Raw genomic sequence first — 23,135 nt, 5'->3', positions numbered from 1 at the left:
TGCAATTTTGCTTCTCTAAAAGTTGCATTATCTACGAAAAGAAACCGCCGTGTGTGGGCAAAACCATATTCTAGACGATAGTGAAATTAGTGGCAGTCAACGTCGTGGTATTAATACCAGTCAGCGTTGCCAAAATTTCATTAGTGGCAGTGACGATGATGTTGTTACTAGAGAAACTTAATTGCTTGAAGGTCAAACCACCAGACAAGCCAATCAAGTCTGTGTACTTGCAGAAGTCGGTAATAGTATCAGTACCTTCTCCAGGGGCAAAGATAAATTTATCCTGACCATTGCCACCCGTGAGGATATCGCTACCAAAACCACCAGACAACCTATCGTTACCATTACCACCAACAAGGGTATCATTACCATTACCGCCACTAAAAGAGTCTTTGCCATTACCGCCACTAAGGAAGTCATTTCCAGGAGTGCCGTTGAGATGGTCGTTGCCGTTGCCACTAAAAAGGCGATCGCCTACTTGTACAGTAACCTTTGCAGTGCTGGTAAGTTGACCATCGCTAATGGTGTAGTTGAAGCTAGCCGCACCACTAAACCCGCAAGTTGGGGTAAACACGATGAAGTCATCTGCCGAGTTGTTAGCAGTGCCGTTATTTTTCAGCACCGCAGTACCGTTGGTTGTAGCGCTGACACCAGTTATCGTCAGGTTGGTGCTATCGATATCGCGATCGTTAGCCAGCAGGGTATTTGCTTGAATAGAAAAGGCAGTATTTTTGGCAGCGGTAGCAGTATCATTGACAGCAACTGGTGCGTCATTAACTGGCTTAACGTTCAGCTTAAAAGTACCAGCAATGGTGCCGCCATTACCGTCAGTGACAGTGTAGCTGAAACTGTCAGCGCCGTTGTAGTTGGCGTTGGGGGTGTAGATGAAGTAGTCATCACTGGCATTGCCAACAGTACCATTGTCGTTGAAGGTGAGTGTGCCGTTGGCAGGGTTGGTGAAGCCACTGATATTTAGGGTATCGCCATCAATGTCTGAATATCCCTTGAGAATGGTGCTGGCAAGGATGTTAACGGCGGTATCTTCTTGGGTGCTAGCTGTATTCGCAAAGCCGTAGATGACGTAGCTTTCTCCCTTTTTAAATGGGCCGTAGGGGCCTCGACTTGGTGCCCCAATAATCAAGTCATCGGAGCCATCACCGTTGAAGTCTCCGGCATTGCTAACGGAGCGCCCTGAGAAGTCACGTACATCAATGCCGTTGATCACAAAGCCGTTGCTGCCATCCAGGGACGAGAGGTCAAAGCTAGCTCCAAAGCCACTGCTGCTGCCAAACACTACATAGCTTTCCCCAGTAGCTCGGTTGTCGTTGCCGGAGGCATCTGGTGCTCCAATAATCACGTCGTCGAAGCCGTCACTGTTGATGTCTCCAGCACTGCTAACTGAGATGCCTACGCCATTCCCATTGATCGCGAAGCCGTTGCTACCGTCTAAGGATGAAAGGTTAAGAACCGAACCAAAGGCACTGCTCTTGCCAAATACTACGTAGATATTCGCAGAAGGACCGATGTCGACATCATTTATGTAGCGGGAACCGGATGCCCCGATAATTAGATCATCAATGCTATCACCGTTAAAGTCTCCAGCACTGCTGACAGAGGAGCCTAAGGAGTCATATTGATTAATGCCGTTGATCACGAAGCCATTGCTGCCGTTCAGGGATGAGAGATTGAGGCTAGCTCCAAAGCCGCTGCTCTTGCCAAACACGACGTAGCTCTCCCCAGCACGGAATTTGCCGTTGGGGGAGGCACTTCTTGCTCCGATAATCAGGTCGTTGAAGCCGTCACCGTTGATGTCCCCCGCATTGCTAACAAAGTCGCCTGAGAAGTCACCTGTATCAATGCCGTTGATCACAAAGCCGTTGCTGCCGTTCAGGGATGAGAGATTGAGGCTAGCTCCAAAGCCACTGCTGCTGCCAAACACAACGTAGCTCTCCCCAGCACGGGATTTGCCGTTGGGTTCGCCACGAGGTGCCCCGATAATTAGGTCATCAAAGCCGTCACCGTTGATGTCTCCCGCATTGCTGACAGACCAGCCTGAGAAGTCACCTGTATCAATGCCGTTGATCACAAAGCCGTTGCTGCCGTCTAGGGATGAGAGGTTGAGGCTAGCTCCAAAGCCACTGCTCTTGCCAAACACAACGTAGCTCTCCCCAGCACGGGATTTACCGTTGGGGCCGGCACCAGGTGCCCCGATAATCAAGTCATCGAAGCCGTCACCGTTGATGTCCCCCGCATTGCTGACAGAGTAGCCTGAGTAGTCACCTCCATCAGTGCCGTTGATCACAAAGCCGTTGCTGCCGTCCAGAGACGAGAAATCAAAGCTAGCGCCAAAGCCACTGCTGCTGCCAAACACTACGTAGCTCTGCCCAGCACGAAACTTGTCATCGTTATCGGAGGCATCTTGTGCTCCGATAATCAGGTCGTCGAAGCCGTCACCGTTGATGTCTCCGGCATTGCTAACGGAGGAGCCTAAGCGGTCATATGCAGGAAATTGATTAATAATGTTTTTGAGCAGGAAGCCGTTGCTGCCATTGAGGTCAGAGAGGTTGAAATCAGAAACAATCCTGGGTGCATCATTCACTCCGTTGATGGTCAGGTTGACGCTAGCTGTACTGGTGAAGCTGCCATCGCTGATTGTATAGGTAAAGCTGTCGCTGCCTGTTTCACCCACACCCAAAGTTTCAAATCGACCATTGGGGTTGTAAGTAAAAGTGCCATCAGCATTGAGAGTCAGTAAAGCGCCAGAACTCAAGGTAATAGGAGTGCCAACAGTTACACTACTACCGTTGACATTTGTCACTGTTAAGGGGTTGCTGTCTGGGTCGCTGTCATTGGCTAAGACCGAAATGTTAACGGCAGTGGCTTCGTTGGTGATAGCTGTGTCGCTAACTGCTACTGGAGGTTGATTAGGAGCTGTAGTAGTCGCAAAGCCATAAATGAAGTATCTCTCCTGAGAGGTTTGGACGTTTCGGGAAGAACTTGCCCCGACACTCAGGTCGTCAAAGCCGTCACCGTTGAAGTCTCCAGCACTGCTAACGGCGTAGCCTGATAGGTCATCCTTATCAATGCCGTTAATAATAAAGCCGTTGCTGCCGTTGAGGTCAGATAGGTTGAAGCTAGCTCCAAAGCCACTGCTGCTGCCAAACACCACGTAGCTCTCCCCAGCATCAAGCTGGCCGTTGGGGTCGGCATATCTTGCTCCGATAATCAGGTCGTCGAAGCCGTCACCGTTGAAGTCTCCAGCACTGCTAATGGAGTCGCCTGAAAAGTCATCCTGATCAATGCCGTTAATAATAAAGCCGTTGCTGCCGTTGAGATCGGAGAGGTTGAGGCTACCTCTAAAGCCGCTGCTGTTGCCAAACACCACGTAGCTCTCCCCAGCACGGGATTTGCCGTTGGGGTCGGCATTACTTGCCCCGATAATCAGGTCGTCGAAGCCGTCACCGTTGAAGTCTCCAGCACTGCTAATGGAGTCGCCTGAAAAGTCATCCTGATCAATGCCGTTAATAATAAAGCCGTTGCTGCCGTTGAGATCAAAGAGGTTGAGGCTAGCTCCAAAGCCGCTGCTGTTGCCAAACACCAGGTAGCTCTCCCCAGCACGGAATTTGCCGTTGGGGGATGCATTACTTGCCCCGATAATCAGGTCGTCGAAGCCGTCACCGTTGAAGTCTCCAGCACTGCTAATGGAGTCGCCTGATCGGTCATCCTGATCAATGCCGTTAATAATAAAGCCGTTGCTGCCGTTGAGGTCAGATAGGTTGAAGCTAGCTCCAAAGCCACTGCTGCTGCCAAACACCACGTAGCTCTCCCCAGCATTAAGCTGGCCCTTGAGGTCGGCACGTGGTGCTCCAATAATCAGGTCGTCGAAGCCGTCACCGTTGAAGTCTCCAGCACTGCTAACGGAGTAGCCTGATCGGTCATCCTTATCAATGCCGTTAATCACGAAGCCGTTGCTGCCGTTGAGATCAAAGAGGTTGAGGCTAGCTCCAAAGCCGCTGCTGTTGCCAAACACCACGTAGCTTTCCCCAGCATAATACTTGCCGTTGGGGGATGCATATCTTGCTCCGATAATCAGATCGTCGACGCCGTCACCGTTGATGTCTCCGGCACTGCTACTGCTGTTAGAGAAGAAGAAAGACCCAAAGATCGCAAAGCCGTTGTTACCGTTGAGGTCGGATAGGTTGAAGCTAGCTCCAAAGCCACTGCTGCTGCCAAACACAACGTCGTATTTGGCAGCACCGCCCTTGTCGTTACTTGCCCCGATAATTAGGTCGTCGATGCCGTCGCCGTTGAAGTCTCCGGCACTGCTATCGGGGACACCCAGGAAAGACCCAACGATCGCAAAACCATTATTGCCGTTCAGGTCAGACAGGTTGAAAACTGCTGGATTAGATGCCATTATTCTTGATTCCTCTTATTGCTTCGTAATCAGCTAATGAACATTTAGCGTTGTATAAAAGCAAAGATGGAGCCGCTTACTACCAGCCAATCATTTTGGAAAAATAAATGACGATTAATTTATACAATATACCAATATGTATGATTTCTGATTTTCTATTATATATCTGTCTCAAGATAGGCGATTTCATACATTACTAAAACTTGTGTAAAATTTATCTTTGGCAACCCTGAATCTCGTTTCAAGGATTTCCGAACAGCGACTAATACTACTTGAGAGTAATTTTATGGGACAAATCATTACTCAGGTTGATGCTTTCACTAATATACCGTTTGCAGGTAATCCTGCTGCTGTCTGTGTTTTGCCTACTCCCCAAGATGATGCTTGGATGCAAAACATAGCGCAGGAAATGAATTTATCTGAGACGGCTTTTCTAGTCAAACAAAACGATCGCTTTAATCTGCGGTGGTTTACGCCGACGGTGGAAGTACCGCTTTGTGGTCATGCAACTTTAGCTAGTGCCCATGTACTTTGGTCAGAGGGACATTTATCACCTGATGAAGTTGCGCGTTTCTATACCAAAAGTGGAGTACTCGTTGCCAAGTTACAAGATGAATGGATTGAGTTAGATTTTCCCGTGAATCACTCCAAAGCAACGATCGCTCCTCCAGAACTGGGCCAAGCTTTGGGTGTACCATATAAATCTGTTTGCCAAAATTCCCTTGGCTATTTAGTAGAATTGGAATCTGAAGAATTAGTACGGCAAATACAGCCAAATTTTCAAATATTGAAAACCTTGCCGATTTCTGAGATCATTGTCACCAGCCTCACTCACCCTGATTCCCAATATGATTTCGTCTCACGCTTCTTTGCACCGGGATTAGGTGTTAATGAAGACCCGGTGACTGGGGCTACTCATTGCTGTCTCGCTGCTTTTTGGCGCGATCGCTTGCACAAAAATGAGTTATTGGCTTATCAGGCATCCAGCCGTGGTGGGGTGGTGAAGGTGTATTATGACGGAGGCGATCGCGTCTTTCTCAGTGGACAAGCCGTAACTGTTATGCGAGGTGAGTTAATTACCGGATAAACCTAATAATTACAAATCAATCGCATCCGGTAAAAACTCATCATCAAGAACTTGGGGAATGGAATAAGGATACTCCATAAGAAAATTGATGAAGAAGAATAACTTGTCTGCACCGGAGTCTACAACTACAAGCTTGGAAGTACGCCGTTTCCGATTATCCTTTGTTTATGCCGTGCCAATTGGGCTGTTAGGAGGGCTGATTGGCTTAGGAGGTGCAGAGTTTCGGCTGCCAGTCCTTGCTGGAAAATTGGGCTATTCAGTGCGGCAGGCTGTGCCTCTGAACTTGGCTATCAGCTTGATTACGATTGCTGCATCCTTAGTAATCCGGGGCAGTACGCTTTCCTTCAGCCCCGTTATTCCATTATTTTATTTATTAATAATCAAAAAAATAGCGCCACCTTAATGACAGGCTGGCGCTATTTTTCGGATTTAATTCACAATAGTTAAATGAATTTTTTAAATTCCCCTTACTCCTTGTCTGCATTATTGCTTTTATACAGCACTGCGACGGGTTATTAAGTTCCACAAGAAAACCGCAACAATTGCACCAAGAACTGCTAGCGCAATACCAGGGATGCTAAGAGTAGGAGCTGCTAAAGTCAACGTTCCTGTACTGAAAAATACGCCTAAGCTACCGCCAACAAAAGCACCGATAATTCCTAGTAAGATTGTTCCCAGAATTCCGCCACCTTGATGACCGGGGTAGATAGCCTTAGCGATCGCACCAGCAATTAGACCTAAAACAATCCAAGCAAGAATATTCATTGTTATTAATTTGGTAAACGTTTTTCACTCACAAGTGCATATTATCAATCTTAATCTTTTGCTCCATCTACCATCAGAATTAATCATTAATAACCATAAGGAAGAGTTTAATTGCAACTAGGTTTTTTCATGTGTGCCCCATTGAGCTAGATAATCACTTAAAAAAAGCTCCTAGTTGGTCTTTAACTAGGGGCTTATCAAACTATTGCTTGGTAATTGCAGTATATGCATTTTTAAGTAGCTCTCTCCTCTACTAGAAGAATTAAGCTGAGTTTTTAATGACTGTCTCTAAAGTAATGTAAAGCAAGCAAAATTAGGCGATGTCTACCACGGGCGTAGTTGCTGCAACTTTATTACCAACATTCCAGGCTTGGGTATCGCCAGGATAACTGCCACGATGCATTTCTTCTCTACCAGACAGGAGGCGAACATTTCTAGTTTTTAATTGCTTATCCCAATTACTATCAATGACCAAATAATTACTAATTCGTAATTCGTAAATTTTGTTTTGCATTAGCGTTCGCGTAGCGTCTCTAAGAGGTTGTTTGAAAAGTCTAATTTATTACTAGCCCTGGCGACTGGAAGTCGCGGCTACACAAACAAAACCCACCTTTCCTGCGGAACGCTACGCGAACGTGGGTTAAAAACCTTTGATTTTTCCTTAGTCCACGGAGGTGAACTTCGTTTGTGTAGTAGCGAATTCTATTCGCCCAATACTTTTCAAACATCCTCCAAGAGTTGCGTTAGCGAGTCCGCGTTCGCTTTTAGCGTCTCTTCGAGAGCGTTTGGGGATTTTAACCCCACCGCAAAACTTGTCGCGATTTAGAAGCGAGGGACTTAGACCCCTCAAAAATGTTAATAATTAATTCATTAAGGATACAGAGCAACTTAATTTATTAATGGAATCAATAAATTCATTCCTTATTCAGAGCAAGCGACTGAAGTCGCTTGCTCTGAATAAGGAATTACTGTCTTCGCAGCGTTAGCGAGTCCTCGAACGTCATTATCAATTATGAATTATGTTGACTGGATGGTTGAGAAATGGGAACAGTCTGCGATAAGACCAATGCATACTTAGGAAAATCAGACTCACCAAGGTTAGCAATATAACCCCTAAAATCGTTCCGTATGCCTTAGTACGCCACCAAAATCCGTTTATTTGTACTGCACCTAGTCGGACAAGCTTCCGCAGTCTGCCTATATCCATGCTTTTGGAATCATGAATGGTAATTGGTAAATATCCTGCTGTGTTTTGTCGTGCAATTGTCATTTTAATTACTCCTTTAGTCCCAAAAGCTGAGGTATTTAATTTAAACTACGGTAAATCGATAGATTTAATGACATTTGTAATATCTCATAACTTGATACGAGAAGCAAGTTTGAGAGCCGATCGCTGTTATTATGTCAGGCTTGTATTGGGGAATGGGGACTGGTGAGTGGGAAAATTTGCTTGTATTAGCCCAATCCATAATCCCTAATCCCTAATACTTCGGTTCCTTTCGACTTACTTCGACTACGCTCAGTACAAGTCGCTCAAGGCAAGTTGCTCAGTACAAGTCTCCCATCTCTAATTCCCAGTGAAAATGCCTAATCAAATTTGGTTATCACAATTGCAAAAACATCGTGCGATCGCAGTCATCCGCGCTCCTAAAATCGAAGTGGGACAGCAAATGGCAATGGCTGTAGCATCTGGGGGAATGCAGTTAATTGAGATTACCTGGAATAGCTCGCGGGCTGGGGAATTAATCACTCAACTACGTTCGGAATTACCAGCCTGTACTATTGGCACTGGTACGCTATTCAATGTGCAACAGCTAGAAGAAGCGATCGCATCCGGGGCGCAATTCCTCTTCACACCCCACGTTGATCCAGCAATGATTCAAGCAGCACAAGAAGAAGATGTACCCATCATCCCAGGAGCTATGACTCCTACAGAAATTGTTACCGCCTGGAGTCAGGGTGCTAGTTGTGTAAAAGTGTTTCCCGTGCAAGCAGTGGGAGGGGCTGATTATATCAAAAGTTTGCAAGGGCCACTAGGTCAGATTCCCTTAATTCCTACTGGTGGCGTCACTGTGGAAAATGCCAAAGAATTTTTACAAGCCGGAGCGATCGCTGTAGGTTTGAGCGGTGAATTATTTCCCAAAAAGCTTGTCACAGAGGGGAATTGGGAAGCGATCGCATCTGGGGCAAGAAAGCTGATACAACAGTTAAGTTAACTTAGAATCAAATCATTAAAAGTTCACGTCTATTAAAGTAATAGATAGGAAAATAAAGGTGAAAACTGATAAGTTTTTCAAGACCCCATGATTTAAGTGTGAGTGTATCTCAAATGAAAAAACTGATTAATCCTGACTGGGTGCGTCGCTTACAAATACTCCTTACTGGTACAGCACTGTCCGTAAGTGTTTTTACTACTACTGGAACAAGTGAAGTTTGGGCGAATTCCAAAAATCAAGTAATTGCACAAACAATCCAGACATTACAAAAATCGGATAAGCGCTGGATTCAAATTGATCTTTCAAAGCAACGGTTAATAGCTTGGGAAGGTGACAGAGTGGTTTATGGAAGTGCCATTTCCTCTGGCAAAAAAGCTACTCCCACTCTGGTTGGTACTTTTAATATTCAATCCAAGTTCAAAACTACGCGGATGCGGGGAGAAAACTACAATGTTCCCAACGTTCCTCATGCGATGTTTTACCAAGGTAATTACGGTATTCACGGTGCTTACTGGCATAAAAGGTTTGGCACTCCAGTCAGCCACGGCTGTGTAAATCTCCCACCTAAACATGCTAAATGGCTATTTGAGTGGGCATCGGTAGGGACACCAGTAGTTATCCAGAAATAGTAGGTGAAGCAACCAAAAGGCAATTTAGAGAAAATCATTAATAACAACAAATCAAGACAATTGAGTGATTCCCAGCAATATTTTATGCTGGGAATCTTCGGAGTCGGAATTAGGGAATTTGAAATAAAATATAGAAGAGGGCATTTAACGATTTGCCCAAGAAAATAAGCGTAAATCCTGACAATTGCTGTGTGAAATTAAAAATGCAAATATAAATTTGGGGAAAGTTTGTATTTAGGCATTTAAATGACAGATTTTTTTTAAAGATGTCCTTTGTAGTTAGTCATTAGTCATTGGTCATTAGTTAGAACTCATCATTTGATTAAGGACAAATGACAAATGTGCAAATTGGATGCAGATTAGCTTAGGACTTGTTTTGAAAAGCATTAGCGGATGAATTGCGTAAATCCTCAACAGGAAGCGAGTAGTCGATCTGGAAATTTGTAGTTTTCTAGAAAATTACTTCACTTCATAATTTTTGCGTAGTTTAGAAGGTGAGGCATAATGCAATCTTGGATTCGCAGTGGTAGGATTCGTTCTTCAGGAACTTTTTGTACAGGCGTGGCGCTGATGGTGGCAACTCTATTTTCTTGGTCATCACCTTTAGCAGGTACACCCAACTTTACTACAGCAACAGCCGCGTCAGTGGATGAAAACAGCATCACTGCATCTAATATCAGGCAAACATCCCAACCTCGCTGGATTGAAATTGACTTGTCAGAGCAACGCTTACGGGCATGGGAAGGTAAAAGGCTTGTTTATTCATACCGCATTTCTGGAGGCAAGCGATCGACGCCCACACCCATAGGTAGATTTCGGATTAATTCTAAGTATCGCACTCACCGGATGCGAGGCAGAGGCTACAATATTCCTGATGTTCCTTACACAATGTATTTTTACAGAGGCTATGCCATCCACGGTGCTTACTGGCATAACCGTTTTGGGACTCCAGTCAGCCACGGTTGCGTGAATTTACCTGTTAAGCAAGCTCGCAATCTTTACAACTGGGCTAGCAATGGAACTTTAGTAGTGGTGCGGAAATAATTCGTAATTCGTAATTCGTAATTCGTAATTCGTAATTAAAAGTTCCAATTACAAATTATGGTGAGGATGAATTAATGCGGCAATTCTTACCTGTCCATAAATCCAGGTGAGAATTGCCGAGTGTAACGCACCGTACATCACAGCTAGACTAAAGACACATCTTTGAGGGATTTAGGAGCTATGAGCTACTCAACTACTCAACTACTTACCCTGGAGGAGTTTCTGAAGCTCCCAGAAACAAAGCCTGCGAGTGAATATATTAACGGTGAGATTATTCCTAAGCTAATGCCGAAAGGGAGACACAGCCGCTTGCAAGGCAAACTCGGTGCTGTTGTTAATGAAGTTACAGAAAACGAGAAGATTGCCTATGCATTTCCCGAATTACGGTGTAGCTTTGGGGAACGCTCAATTGTACCTGATGTAGCTGTATTTCAATGGGGACGCATACCGTTCACCGTTGATAATGAAGTACCTGATAATTTTGAACTTCCACCAGACTGGACGATTGAGATTCTTTCACCAGAACAAAAACCCAACAAAGTAATTGGCAACATTCTCTACTGTCTAAAGTATGGTAGCCGCCTTGGATGGTTTCTTGACCCTGATGATTTCAGTATTTTGGTATTTCTACCAGACCAACAACCAGTGTTACTCCAGGGAGAAGATTTTTTGCCTGTATTACCAGAAATTCAACTTGCACTAACCGTCAATCAAGTTTTTGGATGGTTAAAGATGAGTGGTTAGAAATCAATACGGTTCAGTTAAGGCTAAAAAATAAAACTGGTGTAGGTTGGGTTGAGGAACGAAACCCAACATTATCAAGGCTTTGTTGGGTAACACTAAAGTTCAACCCAACCTACGATTCTTCTTAACTGAACTGTATTGGGTTAGAAATAACTCGCCTGGAATGATAAAGTGCGAGGCCAAATAGCCCATCGTAGACATCGCTCTCTGGGGAAAACAAAATTATAGATATAAATTATGTCTATAATAGACATGATTATGAATAAAAGAGGTAGGAGAATGCACTGGAGAATTGCAGAAGCGAAACAGAGGTTCTCCGAACTAATTCATGCGGTAACTAAAGAACCGCAACTCATCTACAACCGAAATGAACTGGTGGCTGTTGTTGTTGAAGCTGAAATGTTTGAGGAATTCTTGACGTGGCGCAAGCAACGCGAAAAGTTTTCTTTAGCTGATGCCTTCAAAGAACTACGTCAGATAGCTGCTGAAGAAGATTATATTCTCGAAGTACCCTCCCGCCAAGACCGTCCTAACCCTTTTGCTGATGCCATCGATGACTTTTCTCTGTGACACTAACATTATCAGCGAATTAGTAAGACTGCAACCTAACTCTGGTGTACTGAAATGGGCAGAAAAAGTTTCCTCAATAGTTCTGAGTGCAATCACCGTTGAAGAAATATTTTACGGACTGACATCCAAGCCTAACCCCAGAATTCAAATATGGTTTGAGAGCTTTTTGGAAAATAACTGTCAAGTATTGCCCATCACCATTGAAATTGCCAAGCGCTCCGGTGAATTGCGAGGTCAACTAAGATTAAGTGGGAAAACACACACCCAAGCAGATATGATGATTGCTGCTACTGCTCAAATTCATCAATTGACCTTAGTAACGCGCAACATCCGGGATTTTGACGGCTGCGGTATCCCACTTTTGAATCCTTTTAGTTAATTAACTCAACTGTGCCACAAGTTGATTTTCCAACAGCGTATCATTTGTCAACAAATCTTCAACGGTGATTCGCAAAAAGCGTTGTTCATCAACTTGAAAGAGAATTTTGATGCGATCGCTTCCAGGATATCCGGCTGGTGTCAGTTGGGCAATTGTCCTCGCGCCTTCTTGATCGTTGAGAGGTTTGACGCTGGTTTCACTATTGTCCATACGGCGAGTAATTAAGCGATCGCCATCAAAATAAACTTCAGTACTACCCGTATCTGCTCCCAATTCTCCCATAATTAGTTCAATGCTGGGCTGATTTTCCACTGAAGCGCCTAAGACTAATTCCACTGGCTGACTCATTGGATATGCCTGTCCAGCTTTAATCAGAGAATGCCATTTGTGACGGTGATTGCGGCGATCCCAGTAGCGGATACCATAACTATGGTAGAGAAAGTCTTTGATTTGTACGCCTTGAGCTAACTGTAATGCTCCTTGAGCGATCGCTTCAAAGGGACGTTCACAACGGATTTTTCCTGGCTCAAAATACTGTTTGATCCATGTCTGCACTGCTGGTAATTGCACTGTCCCACCAACTAACAAAACTGCATTAATATCTGGAAGTTCTATTCCTTGGCGTCTTGCTTGCTGCAACAGTGTCGTCATCGACTCATCTAGTAACTCAAAAAATGCATGTTCTTTGAGGATATTTTCAAAAGTGTCGCGGTTTAGTTCCAGTTCATAACTTTCAAATGTCTCGTCGTCAAAATAAACTTCACTAGCTTGGTTTTGAGTTGATAGCTGAATTTTTACCCGTTCTGCCAATCTTGTTGTCAACGGACTTATCGCCAATTCTTGAGTTTTGGCAAAGTAATCTACTAACCAATTATCAATATCAGTACCGCCCAAATTTTGCCCAGCTTTCGCCAGGACACGGGCTGTTTTGACTTTTTGTTTTGAATCTTCAGCTAGGGACTTATTACCCCACTTGAGGAGAAATCCGAGCGGTTTTGTGGTTGCTTGCACGCCTTGATCCAACCGGACAAGGGATAAATCCAAAGTGCCGCCGCCAAAGTCTATCACCAAGAGAATTTCTTGATCTGCCAAGCCATAACCCAAGGCGGCGGCTGTGGGTTCATCTAGCATCCGCACCTGTTCGACGGGGAGGGCTTGACAAACTTTCCCCAACCAGTGACGATAAGCTTCAAAACTGTCTACGGGTACGGTTAACACTAAAGAGTCTAACCCTCCTTCCAGGGGTGCTAGTTCTTCAATTACTTTGGTGAGGAACCATTGCCCTACTTGCTCAAAGGTGACAATTTGCCCATCTAGTTCAGGTAAGAAACCTTGGATATCTGCACCAATACCCCGCTTGAAGCTGCGGAAAAATCGCGTTTCGCCCTTGAGGTCAAGACCGCGATCGCGTACTTGTTGTCCTACTAAGACTTGATTTTGGGTTGCGTCTTCAACATAAACTAAGCTGGGAATCAGTGGCGGATTGAGACTTTGTTTAATTGATAAACCTGGTAGAGTCAGGGTTTCTGGCTGTTGGGTTACAGGGTTCCAACGAGCAATGACTGTGTTGCTAGTACCAAAATCGATTGCGATCGCCATATTTTATATTTATTATCTCGCACGAAGACACTAAAGCTGCTTTATCTGTGATTATTCTCTATAAGGCATCAAGAATGCAAATGCACCCAGATGCTTGCTTCTTTGCATCCCAACCCAGATATCGATTCAGTCCGTTGCAGCTAACACTTCGCTGGATGAGAAGTCCCAATTCTCATACAAAATAAGATATTAACTAATGCTTCCGTTCAGTGCAGCTAGTTTTTAGGTGTCCTCTGATGTCAAAACTAGTTCAGTCTGGCTTGTTTTGAAATCCGTCTAGTTATTTCAATTTCTTGCTTGATTTTATCTGCTTCGTCTTGACATTCCTCTGCTAGTCCTTCAAGATTATTCGCTATTGACAATACCTCTTGTGCTAACTGTTTCGTCTGTGCTGATTTCTGATCGTATTTTTGAGAGGCTTCTGTAATTTCATAAAAAATATCTTTGTATTCTTCAGGTGGATTTTCCAACCACTCCTCAAACTCAGTTTGCGGTTTTTGAAGAATAGCAATAGTTTTTTCCCAGGAGGTTTTAAGACGCAAATCTAACGTCTTAATCTCCTGATTTTTTGCCTTGAGTTGTTTGGTATTATTTACTCCAGCTAACTCATAGACTTTAGCTTTTAGCTCTTGAAGTTTCATGATTTCTATCGAGCGTCCCCAAATTAGAGCATTTTATCGATCCACTTATTTTAATTTCTGATAAAGTCTTTCATTCTCTTCACGAAGGCGCTGACTCTCTTGAAATAATGTAGCAATTTGCTGTTTCTGCTGTTCAACTAAAGCTATTGCTTCATCTCTTTGCTGCTTATATCTTTTAGTATGGGCAACTCTTCCACCTAAACTCTTATTATTTTGAGCTAATTCCTGTCTTCGCTTTTCAACTTCATTATATTTCTTTTTAAGCTGCTCTAGTTCTTTAACCAATTCCACCTGAGCTTTACTATTCTCGGCTTCAGATCGGAAGGCTTCATTTTCCGCTTCTAGCGAGGCAATTCGTGCTTCTAATCTCTTAATTTCTTTGTCTTTGCCAAACAGTTTCTCTTGCAATGCCTTGATCAGACCCAAAAGCTTGGATTTTTGTTGATCTTGTTCATGACAAGCTGCTTCAAGCTCATTAGCGCGATCGCGGAGACGACCAGCCCGATTCTGTAGAACTTTAGCTGTACATTCGTACTTAATAATAGCAATAACCCTGCTACGATCTGGTTCTCCTAGTTGTTGAACTTCAGGGCTACGCCAAAGATCATCGTAGTTGGTACAATCATGGCGTAGATCCTGGGTTTTAACGTGTCCAGGATCTGCAATTAACTCAGAGTTTTTCAACCGAACTCGGTCATGCCAGTAGTCAAACAATGCCTTGCTGTCGTCCATGATTGTGCGATCGCTTGTGAAATAGCTATTTATCTTTAAACATAGAGTAACTGAAAGCTCAATAGGAGCCGTATTTACTCTGAACTGCTGTAAAAAATCTTCACTTTGTTGGGTAATTTGCTATCTTCGCCATGATTTAGACGGTATTTGATAAATGCTTACCCTGTAATTGAACTAGGAATTCTATTTTTGGGGGACGAGTTTAGGCAATACGTGCTCAAAGATTCGTTTTTGACCATTAGGGGTGAGAGCAACTTCATCCTCTGCAACAGGTCGAATATCCTTACTTTTGATTAGCCTAGATATAGCTACATTAACGTTTTGAGGGTTCTGGCTGACAGCATGTTCACGTAGTTCAGCGCGACTTAAGCGATTATTGGCGGCATGATACAGCAACAACAGAACTTCATCCGTTGCATAAATATCCCTTGCCAGAACTAGAGGTTTTCCGTCCAATTCATGAATTACTGAATGTTCTAGTTGAACAATTTGGGCAATGGTTTCTGCAACAACCTTTCGATCTCGATTCCAAACTAGGCGGAGAAATTCTGCAAAAATCCATTTGCTTGCATGAAGCACCAGCATTGAATCCATATAGTTTGCGGTGTACTCAGTTGATATGTGAACAGCACCGCGATCGGAGCGAAATCCATATACAACCTCAATCACTTTAGCCAAATGATAACGATCCTTCGAGCCAAGTTGATGAGGAATGTTTTTGTTTAATAAATCCTCACGAACCTTACCAGGCAATTTTCGATGATCAATCTTTCCGGTATCCATTTGAAGCAAGCAACGCGAAATTGCTTCACAAAACCGCCCACCGTCTAGTTCTGTTGGTTGCCAGTCGCCAGCTAGAAATCGTTGCTGCATTTCGACGTAGCATTCAACCACTGCATGGGCAAAGTGAGAGTCAACAATTGTCGAAAGTTCCTGAATTAATTGCTCAGATGTCCTCCTCATGGTTACACCTCACCAAAATTTTCAGAAGATTCATCGGTAGATGCCTTACTTTGTGTAGAGCCTGTCAATCTCTCAACCTCAGCCAAGCCTGGAGGTAGTAGTTGGAAACCACCCTGCACTTTAATCAAGCTTCCTTGTCCTGAAGTTGCTTGTAAGCGCCGTTCTAAATTACGCTCATTTACCTTGATGCCAAGTCCGAAGTATAGAAACTGCTGTAGCTTGTAGCTCGAAACCACTATCTCAGGGTTGCTTGTGGCCTTACCAATTGCCCACAGACCAAACAAGCCCTTTTGAATGACTGTGCAATCTTTAATGGCTGCATGAAAATCAATATTCGAGGCAAATAATTTCCAACTCGCTACCCAAGGCTCCACTTCTTTGGAAAATCCATTACTCTTGCGCTTGCCATTCTTTGTGGAATTCTCTGAATCCTCCTCACTTTTGGCACTAGACTTCGAGCTTCGTGAAGTTGCACCTGTAGCTAAATTCCACTTACCCTTTATCTTGTCATCAAGTACCTCTGTGAGAACTTTTCGCGCTTGCTCTTGTCCCGACAGTCGCAGCCCAACCATATCTCTCTCAACAATCAATTCAGGACTTTTGCCAATCCATGTGATGGCATTGTTGTCATACAATCCAACTCTTTTAAGAATGTCATTCAATTCATTACGAGGAATTTCCTCTCGTCCATCGACATTCAATGAGTACAGGAGAACCAGATAGGTTAACCGACGTGCAGCATCTAGCCTGTTTGCAGCTTTGAGCCGCGTTTCCATTAGCTGTAGTTGTTCGCCGTTGTGCCGGAAAATCTGTTTTAACTTGTCGGTATCGCCTTCATGAGCAGCAGGAAGTTGAGCAACTACATCAATTGTAGATTTATTGTTCTCGTCGCTGGATTCGTCGTTGAATAAGGAAAGTTGTTGAGGTTCGGCATTACTTAAATCACGAATCACAGGACGACCATTAGGTGGTTTTCCAGGTGTCATTTGTCCACCAACGATCGCCGCGATCGCAGCACCACCCCAGCTAATACCTACTTCGTTGGTGAGGGCAAGCTGAATCTCAAGTGAATGACCCTTGCTGGTTTCCACGAATTTTAACGTATTCATTACGGCAGGTAGACTACCGCCATTGCTTGATGCTGACCCATTATGCTCTTCACCTATTGGGGTTCCACACATTACACATCCTTTTGCGCCAGGAAGAAGTATTTCACGGCAGTTTTTACACCGAATTTGCTGAGGACAGTTTGAGCAGTAAAACCCAATGGTGGGTAAGGGATGTTGGCAAGCAGGACAGGTCTGCATATTATTTAGTCTCCAAAACTCTATTTGAACTGCATCTTACAAAGAGGTTTAGATAGAGTACGACTATTTGGCAGTATTGGAGGCTATAGAGTGAAATCTCTAGGAGCTATACTTAGCAAAAGTTTTAAACTTTTTAAAAATTACAGACTAATACTTTATTATTATTGACATTTCTGAGTGAAATATAGTTTATGAAGCATTCTTATGCCACTCTTCCTGCCTTCGAGCGACTTTTACTTTTAATTGCTACGTTTCTCCGCTACCCAGGAGTTGGTTATATTGATTCCATGCAATCTGACTTTGAGAAATCTCATCATAAATTCCAAATAGTACAATTGTACCTCCAGAAAGTAGCAAGTGAATTGAATGTAGAGCTACCCCTTTATTCGCGTCATACCATCCAAAGTGATTTGAAGACTCTTCGCCGCTATGGGCTTTTAGATCGGCGACCTTACCGATGGGGTTACTATGTTGGCACAGCAGCAATGAATCAAGAGGAATTACAAGTTGCGCTTAACGCCCTACACTCTCAGGCAAAGTATCAGGAAGACCCTCAAATTAACCAGATTTATCAAAGACTAACGCAGCGATTACGGGGGTTAAACCTGAAAGATGAGATGTTTTATCCAGTGAGAACCCAATTAGACCGAGTTATTGTCTACACCGATCCAAAAGAAATGATGGCCAAGGGCAAATATCGAAGCCGAGGTACGCTATTTGAAAAACTAGATGCACTTGAAGCCGCAATCGTTAAAGGACAAGCAGTTGAGCTTTATCGCTGCCGTAATCCGTACAATCCTGAAAAAATCGGATATGAGCAAGTTTATCCCTTGCAACTGATTTATGCAGACATTGCCTGGTATTTGTTGCAGGAGAACTACAAGGATGGTCATCTTGTAGTATCACGTATTGATCGCTTTAGCGATCACTTTAAGCTGCTGGATAGCAAAGGCCGAGGGTCTAATATCCAATGGAAAAGCTTGCATATCGCTCATCGGCTCTTAAAAGCAGGTTGGGGGTTGAAGTTGGGTTCAAGAGAAGATCAGCGACGGGAGATTTGTGGAAAACTAGAGCTTGTGCAAGTGCAAGTTCGATTTTTTCCTGAAGTTATGGAATTTATTCAAGAAGGCGAGAAACGACATCCTAAGCAAGATATCAAACTAGGGCCAAAGGGAAAAAATGGCAAATCTGCTTACGTAGATTACATTGTTAAATTGCCTAAGCGATCGCTGGAGGAGTTTTGTCGCTGGGTGTACCGCTTCATGGGCAATGCTCAGTTTATCTCTCCTCAACATCTAGCTGAACAACATCAGAAATTTGCTCGTGCATTAATAGATCGGTATTCTTCCAAAGCCACATAAATCAGGATGATCGACCGCCCAACTTCAACACAAACTAATCTAACCCGGAGTACCGGGTTAGTGGTAGATAGTTTACGCTCAATCTTCATGCCGTAACTGCCATGCTGCACCGAAAGCGGCCCCAGCCCCAGCTAACAATCCGGTACTCATTCCTTGGATAGTTTTTTGGATCGGATCTTGGGTTAAACACTCACTTGTAACCTTACTGTCTTCCAGGCAGAGGCTACTTTCTGCCCAACCGGCAGTACCTCCTAAAACTACACCAGTTATACTACAGCAAACAACTAGCAGCAAAAGACGTTGGGTTTTTCTAACCATAGATAGATGTGTCAAAAATTAGATATAGTGAGTGACTCTCAATTACTTTACACATACTTGCTAGCAAATGTCAGCTGGTTTCAAGATAACTTGCTGATATCAAAACTTAGACAACTATTAAAAAATCTGATTAGGCATTGCATTTAAAAAAAATAACCTCTGGGGAAGGGATATCACCAGAAGTTTTTAATAAAGACATTAGAATAGGGAACTATAGCGATTCTCACTTGGGTGCAACACAGTCATAACCTCACCCCGTATTTGATATTGCAAACACTCCCCTCTCCAAAGCATCGGAGAGGGGTTGGGGGTGAGGTTTAAAAATGTACTTCATGCAAACGAGAACCGCTATATTATAAAAATAAATTTATCTTTTTGCCAACACTATTTTCTCCTTCCTAAAAACAGATCAAAGTTAATTTTGTCTGTAATTAAGGATACAAATTGGACTTATCAATTGCATAAATCATATTTTTACCTCTTTTGAGGCACTAATACAGGCAGTTGACGGGCACCGGCTACGGATTTGGCGTGTTGTGCAACAGTCAAAACATTAAACTGACTGGATATAAGTTCCAAACTTTTGTTCACTATTGCCAGCTTCTTGTAGGTGGGAAGGCTCATTCCAGGGAAGAATGATAGCTCTGGCACATCCTCTTGACTTACAAAGTCTGTAGGATGGAATAGCAAAGAAGGCTGGACATGGGTAAGTTTACACAACCACAGGGCAATTCTCAGGTAGAGTAACGCCACTTCTGAAGAAAATGTACTCAGATACATAATGTAGCTGAAGTGAATTGGCACCTTGAAAATTGGCATCGTGGTAACAGGAATTTCAGTGAGTCTATACTTACCCATGTGCCACTGGTAGGGTTTCAGAGGCTGCAAACCCTCTTTGAAACCGCCAAATAAGGCTTCCCGTTTCTTGCGTTCTTCCTTGCTCAGTTTACAAGTCATCAAATAATATGCTCGTGCGATGGGCCCCAAAAATGTGGGGAAAGTCGAAGCATCATATTCGTATCCCCGTCGTGCTAGGACTTTCAATACCGCAGGGGAGAAACTGTATCCAGGCCCTCGGAAGCCGATAGGATGTTGATGGGTGACGCGCTTGATATGTTGTTCGGCTAAGGCCACCTCTTGTTCAATCTCATCCTCTGAATATAGATGTAGCCAAGGATCATGGTAAAATGAATGATTGCCAATTTCATGATTGGCGTTGGCGATCGCTTGTAATGCTTTGGTATTCTTTTCCAACGCTGCATCCTGACCCACAATGAAGACTGTGATTGTCAAATCCCATTGCTGAAAAATTTCTAAGAAACGAGGCACTGCAATATCTAAGTAAGAGGGGAAAGTCTCCCAACCCGGAGCGCCCTGATTTTTTAGAAAAGACCAAACATTATCCAAGTCCAAAGAAAGACTCGCTATTGGTTTGTTTGCTTGTCTTTTGATTTTCATTATTAGTTCAGGTATTTGGACGATTTTAAGCGTAACGTAAATATAATCTTAGGTTTGGGCTTTATCGATCAAGAGTGATTTTAAGAGCAGCATTCCAACGCCGAATAGCCCGTTATAGGCATCGCCTAGATTGAACACTAATAAGTGTCCCATATTTGTAAACAAATTCTGCTTGTTTACAAGATACTTCCGGTGAATTAGATAATGGGTTTTCAGCGCTCCTTTAATCTCGACTTGATCAGCCTTGCGGACAACTTTTTACCCTGATATATAATTGCTGGTCATCAATATATCATAACCAAGACACATTTAAACGTATAAGAACCTATCCCACTAATAATATCTGTGCTACAAAGCTTAACCTTATTGAGAACTGAAAACGAAAAATTAAGGTTTTCAAGCACATTTTACGAAAAAAAGTAGGGATTTTTAGAATAGTGGGATAGGTTCAAGTAAGTTTTAGCGATCGCACTAGATATAAAAGTAATTGATGATTTGGATGCTCAATTTATATCATTACTTCCAATCAAAAGCGATCATACAAAAAATCTTTTACACATCCTATATATTTATTTGCTGCCTCTGGGTAAAACACATTGCAATTCCCTTTTCGTAATAAGCTGCCTCATTTATAAAAATCGGCCAAACGGTAGATGCACCATCATAAAAAATTATTTTATCATCAAAGGTTATAAAAATTGGATCTCCTGGGTTTAAGGCTTCATAATCCTTATCCTGAAGCTCTGGATGAATCATCCCAAATATTGTACCATCCGGTTTTTTTGGATAGTCCACAACTGATAAATGGTCATACAGAATCAATGTTTCGTTAGTTGATGGAATTCCACCCTGGTTAAAGTGTTCTATATAGTCCATAACCGCATAAACAAGTTCCTCTGTTTGTTGGAACAGCGTTGCTTTTAAGAGTCCTTGGGCAATAGGGCCAACCTCGATCGCAAAGCCTAATTCGCACAGAGAATTTACAAATGGATTTTCTTCAATTGATTTAAAAGAGCAGCGATAAACCCTAACTAAAGGATTAATCTGGCTCAAATAAGCAGCCAATTTCAAGTTTAAGGAATGACTATTTACCAAAATAATTGTCAAACCCATATTAGCTGTACTGCTGTGCAAGTCTAGGATAAAATCTGCTTGTTTATCCCTATTTGATGCTAGGGTGTGCTGGATTGATTTAGCTTGCAATTCTTCGTAACTGCTCAGAGTCGGATCTTGTAAATCTTGCTTGAGAAAACAACGATTTAAATCTTTCTCTACATATCGCCTCCCCGCCGCAAAAGCGTTAGGATTTGCTAACAGAGTAACTGTTTCAAAACTTTGTCTAGTAATCAAGTCGGGAAACTGGGCAAATTTTTGAATTAAGTAGGCTCCCGTAAACTCATTGCCATGAGTTCCACCAACAATTGCAACTCGATTAATCTGGTTCACAATTACACCAACTCCAGAATGCAGCCATCGAGTGAAGAGGCAGGGGGAAGGGGGCAGGGAGCAGGGGGGGAAATCACTTCTTCCTCCAGACACAGAGCAGAGCGGAACATGAGTCTGAGTCCCCTACTTTTTGGCTTGTGTTCTCGTAAAGAGCAGGAAGCTAACGCAATAGGCAAGGTCGAATTCCCACCGGAACCATCCCCCTTGCTCCCTGCTCCCTTGCCTCTTTTTCAATGTACCTTATGAAGCCTTCACTGTGCCGATGCGATCGCGCCCATGTGGTTGATAAAGATAAGACATATCAGGCCCATCGGGAATAATCCCACCCGGATTGAGTGGGAATAGGTTCCCGTAGTAGTCCCGCTTCACACTCTCTACATCGCAGGTGTCAGCTACACCTGGAAGCTGATATAAATCGCGTAAGTAAGCTCCCAAGTTCTGATAGTCTCGAATTCGCTGCCTATTGCACTTAAACAACCCATAGTAGGCACTATCAAACCGAAATAACGTCGTGAATAAACGGACATCTGCAAGGGTGAGATTGTCCCCACACAGATATCTACTAGTCTGCAATGCAATGTCAATCTCATCGAGAGTTGCAAACAGTTCATTACAGGCTTGATTGTATGCTTCTTGGCTTTGGGCAAAGCCGCAGCGATATACACCGTTATTTACCGCGTGATAAATCTTTTCATTCCACCAGTCAATTTTTTCTTTGAGTACTTCTGGGTAAAGATTTAGCGTCGGATTGTTGGCGAACTCGTTAAACTCAGAGTTCAGCATGACGATAATCTCTGAACTCTCATTGTTGACGATGGTTTTTGTTTGGTTATCCCATAGTATTGGAACTGTAGAGCGTCCACTGTAACCAGGTTCTGCCAGCTGATAAAATTCAGCCAGTGTGCGACTACCTTCTTCTTCCTCGTTGAATATCCAACCGCCTTCAATGGGAGAAGGAGAGACGATGCATACTGATATTACCGCTTCGAGTTTTTTGAGCGATCGCACAACTAGGGTTCGGTGCGCCCAAGGACAGCCCAGCCCAACATAGAGTTTGTAGCGCCCTGCTGCTGGTGGGTACGGATTCCCTTCTTCTGTGCCAATGAACTTCCGAAACTGGCTATTAGGACGAATATAAGCTCCCGACTGATTGCTAGGAGCAAGCTTTGACATCATGATTTGCCACATAGTCGTCCAGACAAACTTTCCCAGCCAGATGATCAGCTTGGGAGGGAGCGTCCTGCCCTTTTTCTTGGGAACATTCTTCTTGTCATCCATTGGAGTTGAGTTGCTCATGGCGACAATCTTGCTTTGAGAGCGATTGATGTTACCACTGTTTCTACTAAGTAGGTTTCGATTTTTACAACCCACTCTGAGCTTTACTACATTATTTTACTACGCTTTGGCTGTGCTTTGTATCATGCCCATGGCGGAAAATCTTTTAGCTTTGAGCTAATCG

22 protein-coding genes are annotated in these 23,135 nt (G+C 43.5%); 9 read left to right on the top strand and 13 right to left on the bottom strand.

From position 1 onward, the window contains the following. Positions 1-70 precede the first annotated feature (70 nt). A complete protein-coding gene (locus LC653_RS15280; RefSeq protein WP_229495276.1) occupies positions 71-4,417 on the bottom strand; it encodes a beta strand repeat-containing protein in 4,347 nt (1,448 codons plus the stop codon). A 286-nt stretch (positions 4,418-4,703) separates the two neighbouring features. Between LC653_RS15280 and LC653_RS15275 the strand changes: the two genes are divergently transcribed. Then, positions 4,704-5,504: a PhzF family phenazine biosynthesis protein gene (locus LC653_RS15275; RefSeq protein WP_229495275.1), complete on the top strand. Its 801-nt coding sequence runs from the start codon at positions 4,704-4,706 to the stop codon at positions 5,502-5,504. An 88-nt stretch (positions 5,505-5,592) separates the two neighbouring features. After that, complete coding sequence (locus LC653_RS15270; protein WP_229495274.1) at positions 5,593-5,907, top strand: hypothetical protein; 315 nt, start codon at positions 5,593-5,595, stop codon at positions 5,905-5,907. Between the two features lie 89 nt (positions 5,908-5,996). Here the strand turns inward: LC653_RS15270 and LC653_RS15265 are convergent, their stop codons facing one another. The 3 genes from LC653_RS15265 to LC653_RS15255 all read right to left on the bottom strand — a co-directional run bounded on the left by LC653_RS15265 (position 5,997) and on the right by LC653_RS15255 (position 7,539). Beyond that, a complete protein-coding gene (locus LC653_RS15265; protein ID WP_100900051.1) occupies positions 5,997-6,269 on the bottom strand; it encodes a GlsB/YeaQ/YmgE family stress response membrane protein in 273 nt (90 codons plus the stop codon). A gap of 313 nt (positions 6,270-6,582) precedes the next feature. Continuing rightward, positions 6,583-6,783, bottom strand: coding sequence for a hypothetical protein (locus tag LC653_RS15260; protein WP_229495273.1), 201 nt, complete (start codon positions 6,781-6,783; stop codon positions 6,583-6,585). Positions 6,784-7,275: 492 nt separating this feature from the next. Then, positions 7,276-7,539: a hypothetical protein gene (locus LC653_RS15255; protein WP_229495272.1), complete on the bottom strand. Its 264-nt coding sequence runs from the start codon at positions 7,537-7,539 to the stop codon at positions 7,276-7,278. A 313-nt stretch (positions 7,540-7,852) separates the two neighbouring features. Here LC653_RS15255 and LC653_RS15250 point away from each other — a divergent pair, with 313 nt between their 5' ends. The 6 genes from LC653_RS15250 (at position 7,853) to LC653_RS15225 (ending at position 11,851) form a co-directional block, all read left to right on the top strand. Continuing rightward, positions 7,853-8,485, top strand: coding sequence for a bifunctional 4-hydroxy-2-oxoglutarate aldolase/2-dehydro-3-deoxy-phosphogluconate aldolase (locus tag LC653_RS15250; protein ID WP_229495271.1), 633 nt, complete (start codon positions 7,853-7,855; stop codon positions 8,483-8,485). A 113-nt stretch (positions 8,486-8,598) separates the two neighbouring features. Then, positions 8,599-9,114 (top strand): L,D-transpeptidase, encoded by a 516-nt coding sequence (locus tag LC653_RS15245; RefSeq protein WP_229495270.1) that lies wholly within the window; start codon positions 8,599-8,601, stop codon positions 9,112-9,114. 504 nt (positions 9,115-9,618) lie between these two features. Beyond that, on the top strand, positions 9,619-10,158 hold the full coding sequence (locus LC653_RS15240; protein ID WP_229495269.1) for a L,D-transpeptidase: 540 nt from the start codon (positions 9,619-9,621) through the stop codon (positions 10,156-10,158). A gap of 180 nt (positions 10,159-10,338) precedes the next feature. Further along, complete coding sequence (locus LC653_RS15235) at positions 10,339-10,902, top strand: Uma2 family endonuclease (RefSeq protein WP_229495268.1); 564 nt, start codon at positions 10,339-10,341, stop codon at positions 10,900-10,902. Between the two features lie 279 nt (positions 10,903-11,181). After that, entirely contained in the window at positions 11,182-11,472 is a 291-nt protein-coding gene (locus tag LC653_RS15230; protein ID WP_229483049.1) for a type II toxin-antitoxin system prevent-host-death family antitoxin, read from the top strand. Next, positions 11,456-11,851 (top strand): type II toxin-antitoxin system VapC family toxin, encoded by a 396-nt coding sequence (locus tag LC653_RS15225; RefSeq protein WP_229483048.1) that lies wholly within the window; start codon positions 11,456-11,458, stop codon positions 11,849-11,851. Before LC653_RS15230 ends, LC653_RS15225 begins: the two co-directional genes overlap by 17 nt. Here the strand turns inward: LC653_RS15225 and LC653_RS15220 are convergent, their stop codons facing one another. From LC653_RS15220 to LC653_RS15200, 5 genes are all read right to left on the bottom strand, one after another. Then, complete coding sequence (locus LC653_RS15220) at positions 11,852-13,450, bottom strand: Hsp70 family protein (RefSeq protein ID WP_229495267.1); 1,599 nt, start codon at positions 13,448-13,450, stop codon at positions 11,852-11,854. Positions 13,451-13,695: 245 nt separating this feature from the next. Then, positions 13,696-14,091 carry a hypothetical protein gene (locus tag LC653_RS15215; RefSeq protein WP_229495266.1) on the bottom strand — a complete coding sequence of 132 codons (396 nt, stop codon included), beginning with the start codon at positions 14,089-14,091 and terminating at the stop codon, positions 13,696-13,698. A gap of 45 nt (positions 14,092-14,136) precedes the next feature. Further along, positions 14,137-14,823, bottom strand: a complete 687-nt coding sequence (locus LC653_RS15210) for a hypothetical protein (protein WP_229495265.1) — start codon at positions 14,821-14,823, stop codon at positions 14,137-14,139. A 183-nt stretch (positions 14,824-15,006) separates the two neighbouring features. Further along, a complete protein-coding gene (locus tag LC653_RS15205; protein WP_229495264.1) occupies positions 15,007-15,786 on the bottom strand; it encodes a hypothetical protein in 780 nt (259 codons plus the stop codon). A gap of 2 nt (positions 15,787-15,788) precedes the next feature. Then, positions 15,789-16,967 (bottom strand): hypothetical protein, encoded by a 1,179-nt coding sequence (locus LC653_RS15200; RefSeq protein WP_229495263.1) that lies wholly within the window; start codon positions 16,965-16,967, stop codon positions 15,789-15,791. A 317-nt stretch (positions 16,968-17,284) separates the two neighbouring features. Between LC653_RS15200 and LC653_RS15195 the strand changes: the two genes are divergently transcribed. Next, the gene (locus tag LC653_RS15195) at positions 17,285-18,454 is read left to right on the top strand and encodes a helix-turn-helix transcriptional regulator (RefSeq protein ID WP_229495262.1); all 1,170 of its coding nucleotides are present in this window, start codon (positions 17,285-17,287) and stop codon (positions 18,452-18,454) included. A gap of 78 nt (positions 18,455-18,532) precedes the next feature. Here the strand turns inward: LC653_RS15195 and LC653_RS15190 are convergent, their stop codons facing one another. The 4 genes from LC653_RS15190 to LC653_RS15175 all read right to left on the bottom strand — a co-directional run bounded on the left by LC653_RS15190 (position 18,533) and on the right by LC653_RS15175 (position 22,972). Then, positions 18,533-18,772 (bottom strand): hypothetical protein, encoded by a 240-nt coding sequence (locus tag LC653_RS15190; RefSeq protein WP_229495261.1) that lies wholly within the window; start codon positions 18,770-18,772, stop codon positions 18,533-18,535. A 474-nt stretch (positions 18,773-19,246) separates the two neighbouring features. Continuing rightward, positions 19,247-20,230 (bottom strand): polysaccharide deacetylase family protein, encoded by a 984-nt coding sequence (locus tag LC653_RS15185; RefSeq protein ID WP_229495260.1) that lies wholly within the window; start codon positions 20,228-20,230, stop codon positions 19,247-19,249. Positions 20,231-20,791: 561 nt separating this feature from the next. Continuing rightward, entirely contained in the window at positions 20,792-21,676 is an 885-nt protein-coding gene (locus LC653_RS15180) for an aspartoacylase (RefSeq protein WP_229495259.1), read from the bottom strand. A 240-nt stretch (positions 21,677-21,916) separates the two neighbouring features. Further along, the gene (locus tag LC653_RS15175; protein ID WP_229495258.1) at positions 21,917-22,972 is read right to left on the bottom strand and encodes a glutathione S-transferase family protein; all 1,056 of its coding nucleotides are present in this window, start codon (positions 22,970-22,972) and stop codon (positions 21,917-21,919) included. Between the last annotated feature and the right edge of the window lie 163 nt (positions 22,973-23,135).

The organism is Nostoc mirabile CHAB5784 (assembly GCF_020829645.1).
Lineage (GTDB): Bacteria > Cyanobacteriota > Cyanobacteriia > Cyanobacteriales > Nostocaceae > Nostoc > Nostoc mirabile.
This window is presented reverse-complemented; position numbering and strand designations above follow the sequence as displayed.

Excerpts from the sequence above, each read along its gene's own strand:
- LC653_RS15240 (WP_229495269.1), top strand. The coding sequence starts at position 9,619 with ATGCAATCTTGGATTCGCAGTGGTAGGATTCGTTCTTCAGGAACTTTT.
- LC653_RS15230 (WP_229483049.1), top strand. The coding sequence starts at position 11,182 with ATGCACTGGAGAATTGCAGAAGCGAAACAGAGGTTCTCCGAACTAATT.
- LC653_RS15275 (WP_229495275.1), top strand. The coding sequence starts at position 4,704 with ATGGGACAAATCATTACTCAGGTTGATGCTTTCACTAATATACCGTTT.
- LC653_RS15245 (WP_229495270.1), top strand. The coding sequence starts at position 8,599 with ATGAAAAAACTGATTAATCCTGACTGGGTGCGTCGCTTACAAATACTC.
- LC653_RS15185 (WP_229495260.1), bottom strand. The coding sequence starts at position 20,230 with ATGAAAATCAAAAGACAAGCAAACAAACCAATAGCGAGTCTTTCTTTG.
- LC653_RS15175 (WP_229495258.1), bottom strand. The coding sequence starts at position 22,972 with ATGAGCAACTCAACTCCAATGGATGACAAGAAGAATGTTCCCAAGAAA.
- LC653_RS15235 (WP_229495268.1), top strand. The coding sequence starts at position 10,339 with ATGAGCTACTCAACTACTCAACTACTTACCCTGGAGGAGTTTCTGAAG.
- LC653_RS15265 (WP_100900051.1), bottom strand. The coding sequence starts at position 6,269 with ATGAATATTCTTGCTTGGATTGTTTTAGGTCTAATTGCTGGTGCGATC.
- LC653_RS15225 (WP_229483048.1), top strand. The coding sequence starts at position 11,456 with ATGACTTTTCTCTGTGACACTAACATTATCAGCGAATTAGTAAGACTG.
- LC653_RS15220 (WP_229495267.1), bottom strand. The coding sequence starts at position 13,450 with ATGGCGATCGCAATCGATTTTGGTACTAGCAACACAGTCATTGCTCGT.
- LC653_RS15200 (WP_229495263.1), bottom strand. The coding sequence starts at position 16,967 with ATGTGTGGAACCCCAATAGGTGAAGAGCATAATGGGTCAGCATCAAGC.
- LC653_RS15215 (WP_229495266.1), bottom strand. The coding sequence starts at position 14,091 with ATGAAACTTCAAGAGCTAAAAGCTAAAGTCTATGAGTTAGCTGGAGTA.
- LC653_RS15195 (WP_229495262.1), top strand. The coding sequence starts at position 17,285 with ATGAAGCATTCTTATGCCACTCTTCCTGCCTTCGAGCGACTTTTACTT.
- LC653_RS15250 (WP_229495271.1), top strand. The coding sequence starts at position 7,853 with ATGCCTAATCAAATTTGGTTATCACAATTGCAAAAACATCGTGCGATC.
- LC653_RS15280 (WP_229495276.1), bottom strand. The coding sequence starts at position 4,417 with ATGGCATCTAATCCAGCAGTTTTCAACCTGTCTGACCTGAACGGCAAT.
- LC653_RS15255 (WP_229495272.1), bottom strand. The coding sequence starts at position 7,539 with ATGACAATTGCACGACAAAACACAGCAGGATATTTACCAATTACCATT.
- LC653_RS15260 (WP_229495273.1), bottom strand. The coding sequence starts at position 6,783 with ATGCAAAACAAAATTTACGAATTACGAATTAGTAATTATTTGGTCATT.
- LC653_RS15210 (WP_229495265.1), bottom strand. The coding sequence starts at position 14,823 with ATGGACGACAGCAAGGCATTGTTTGACTACTGGCATGACCGAGTTCGG.
- LC653_RS15270 (WP_229495274.1), top strand. The coding sequence starts at position 5,593 with ATGAAGAAGAATAACTTGTCTGCACCGGAGTCTACAACTACAAGCTTG.
- LC653_RS15190 (WP_229495261.1), bottom strand. The coding sequence starts at position 18,772 with ATGGTTAGAAAAACCCAACGTCTTTTGCTGCTAGTTGTTTGCTGTAGT.
- LC653_RS15205 (WP_229495264.1), bottom strand. The coding sequence starts at position 15,786 with ATGAGGAGGACATCTGAGCAATTAATTCAGGAACTTTCGACAATTGTT.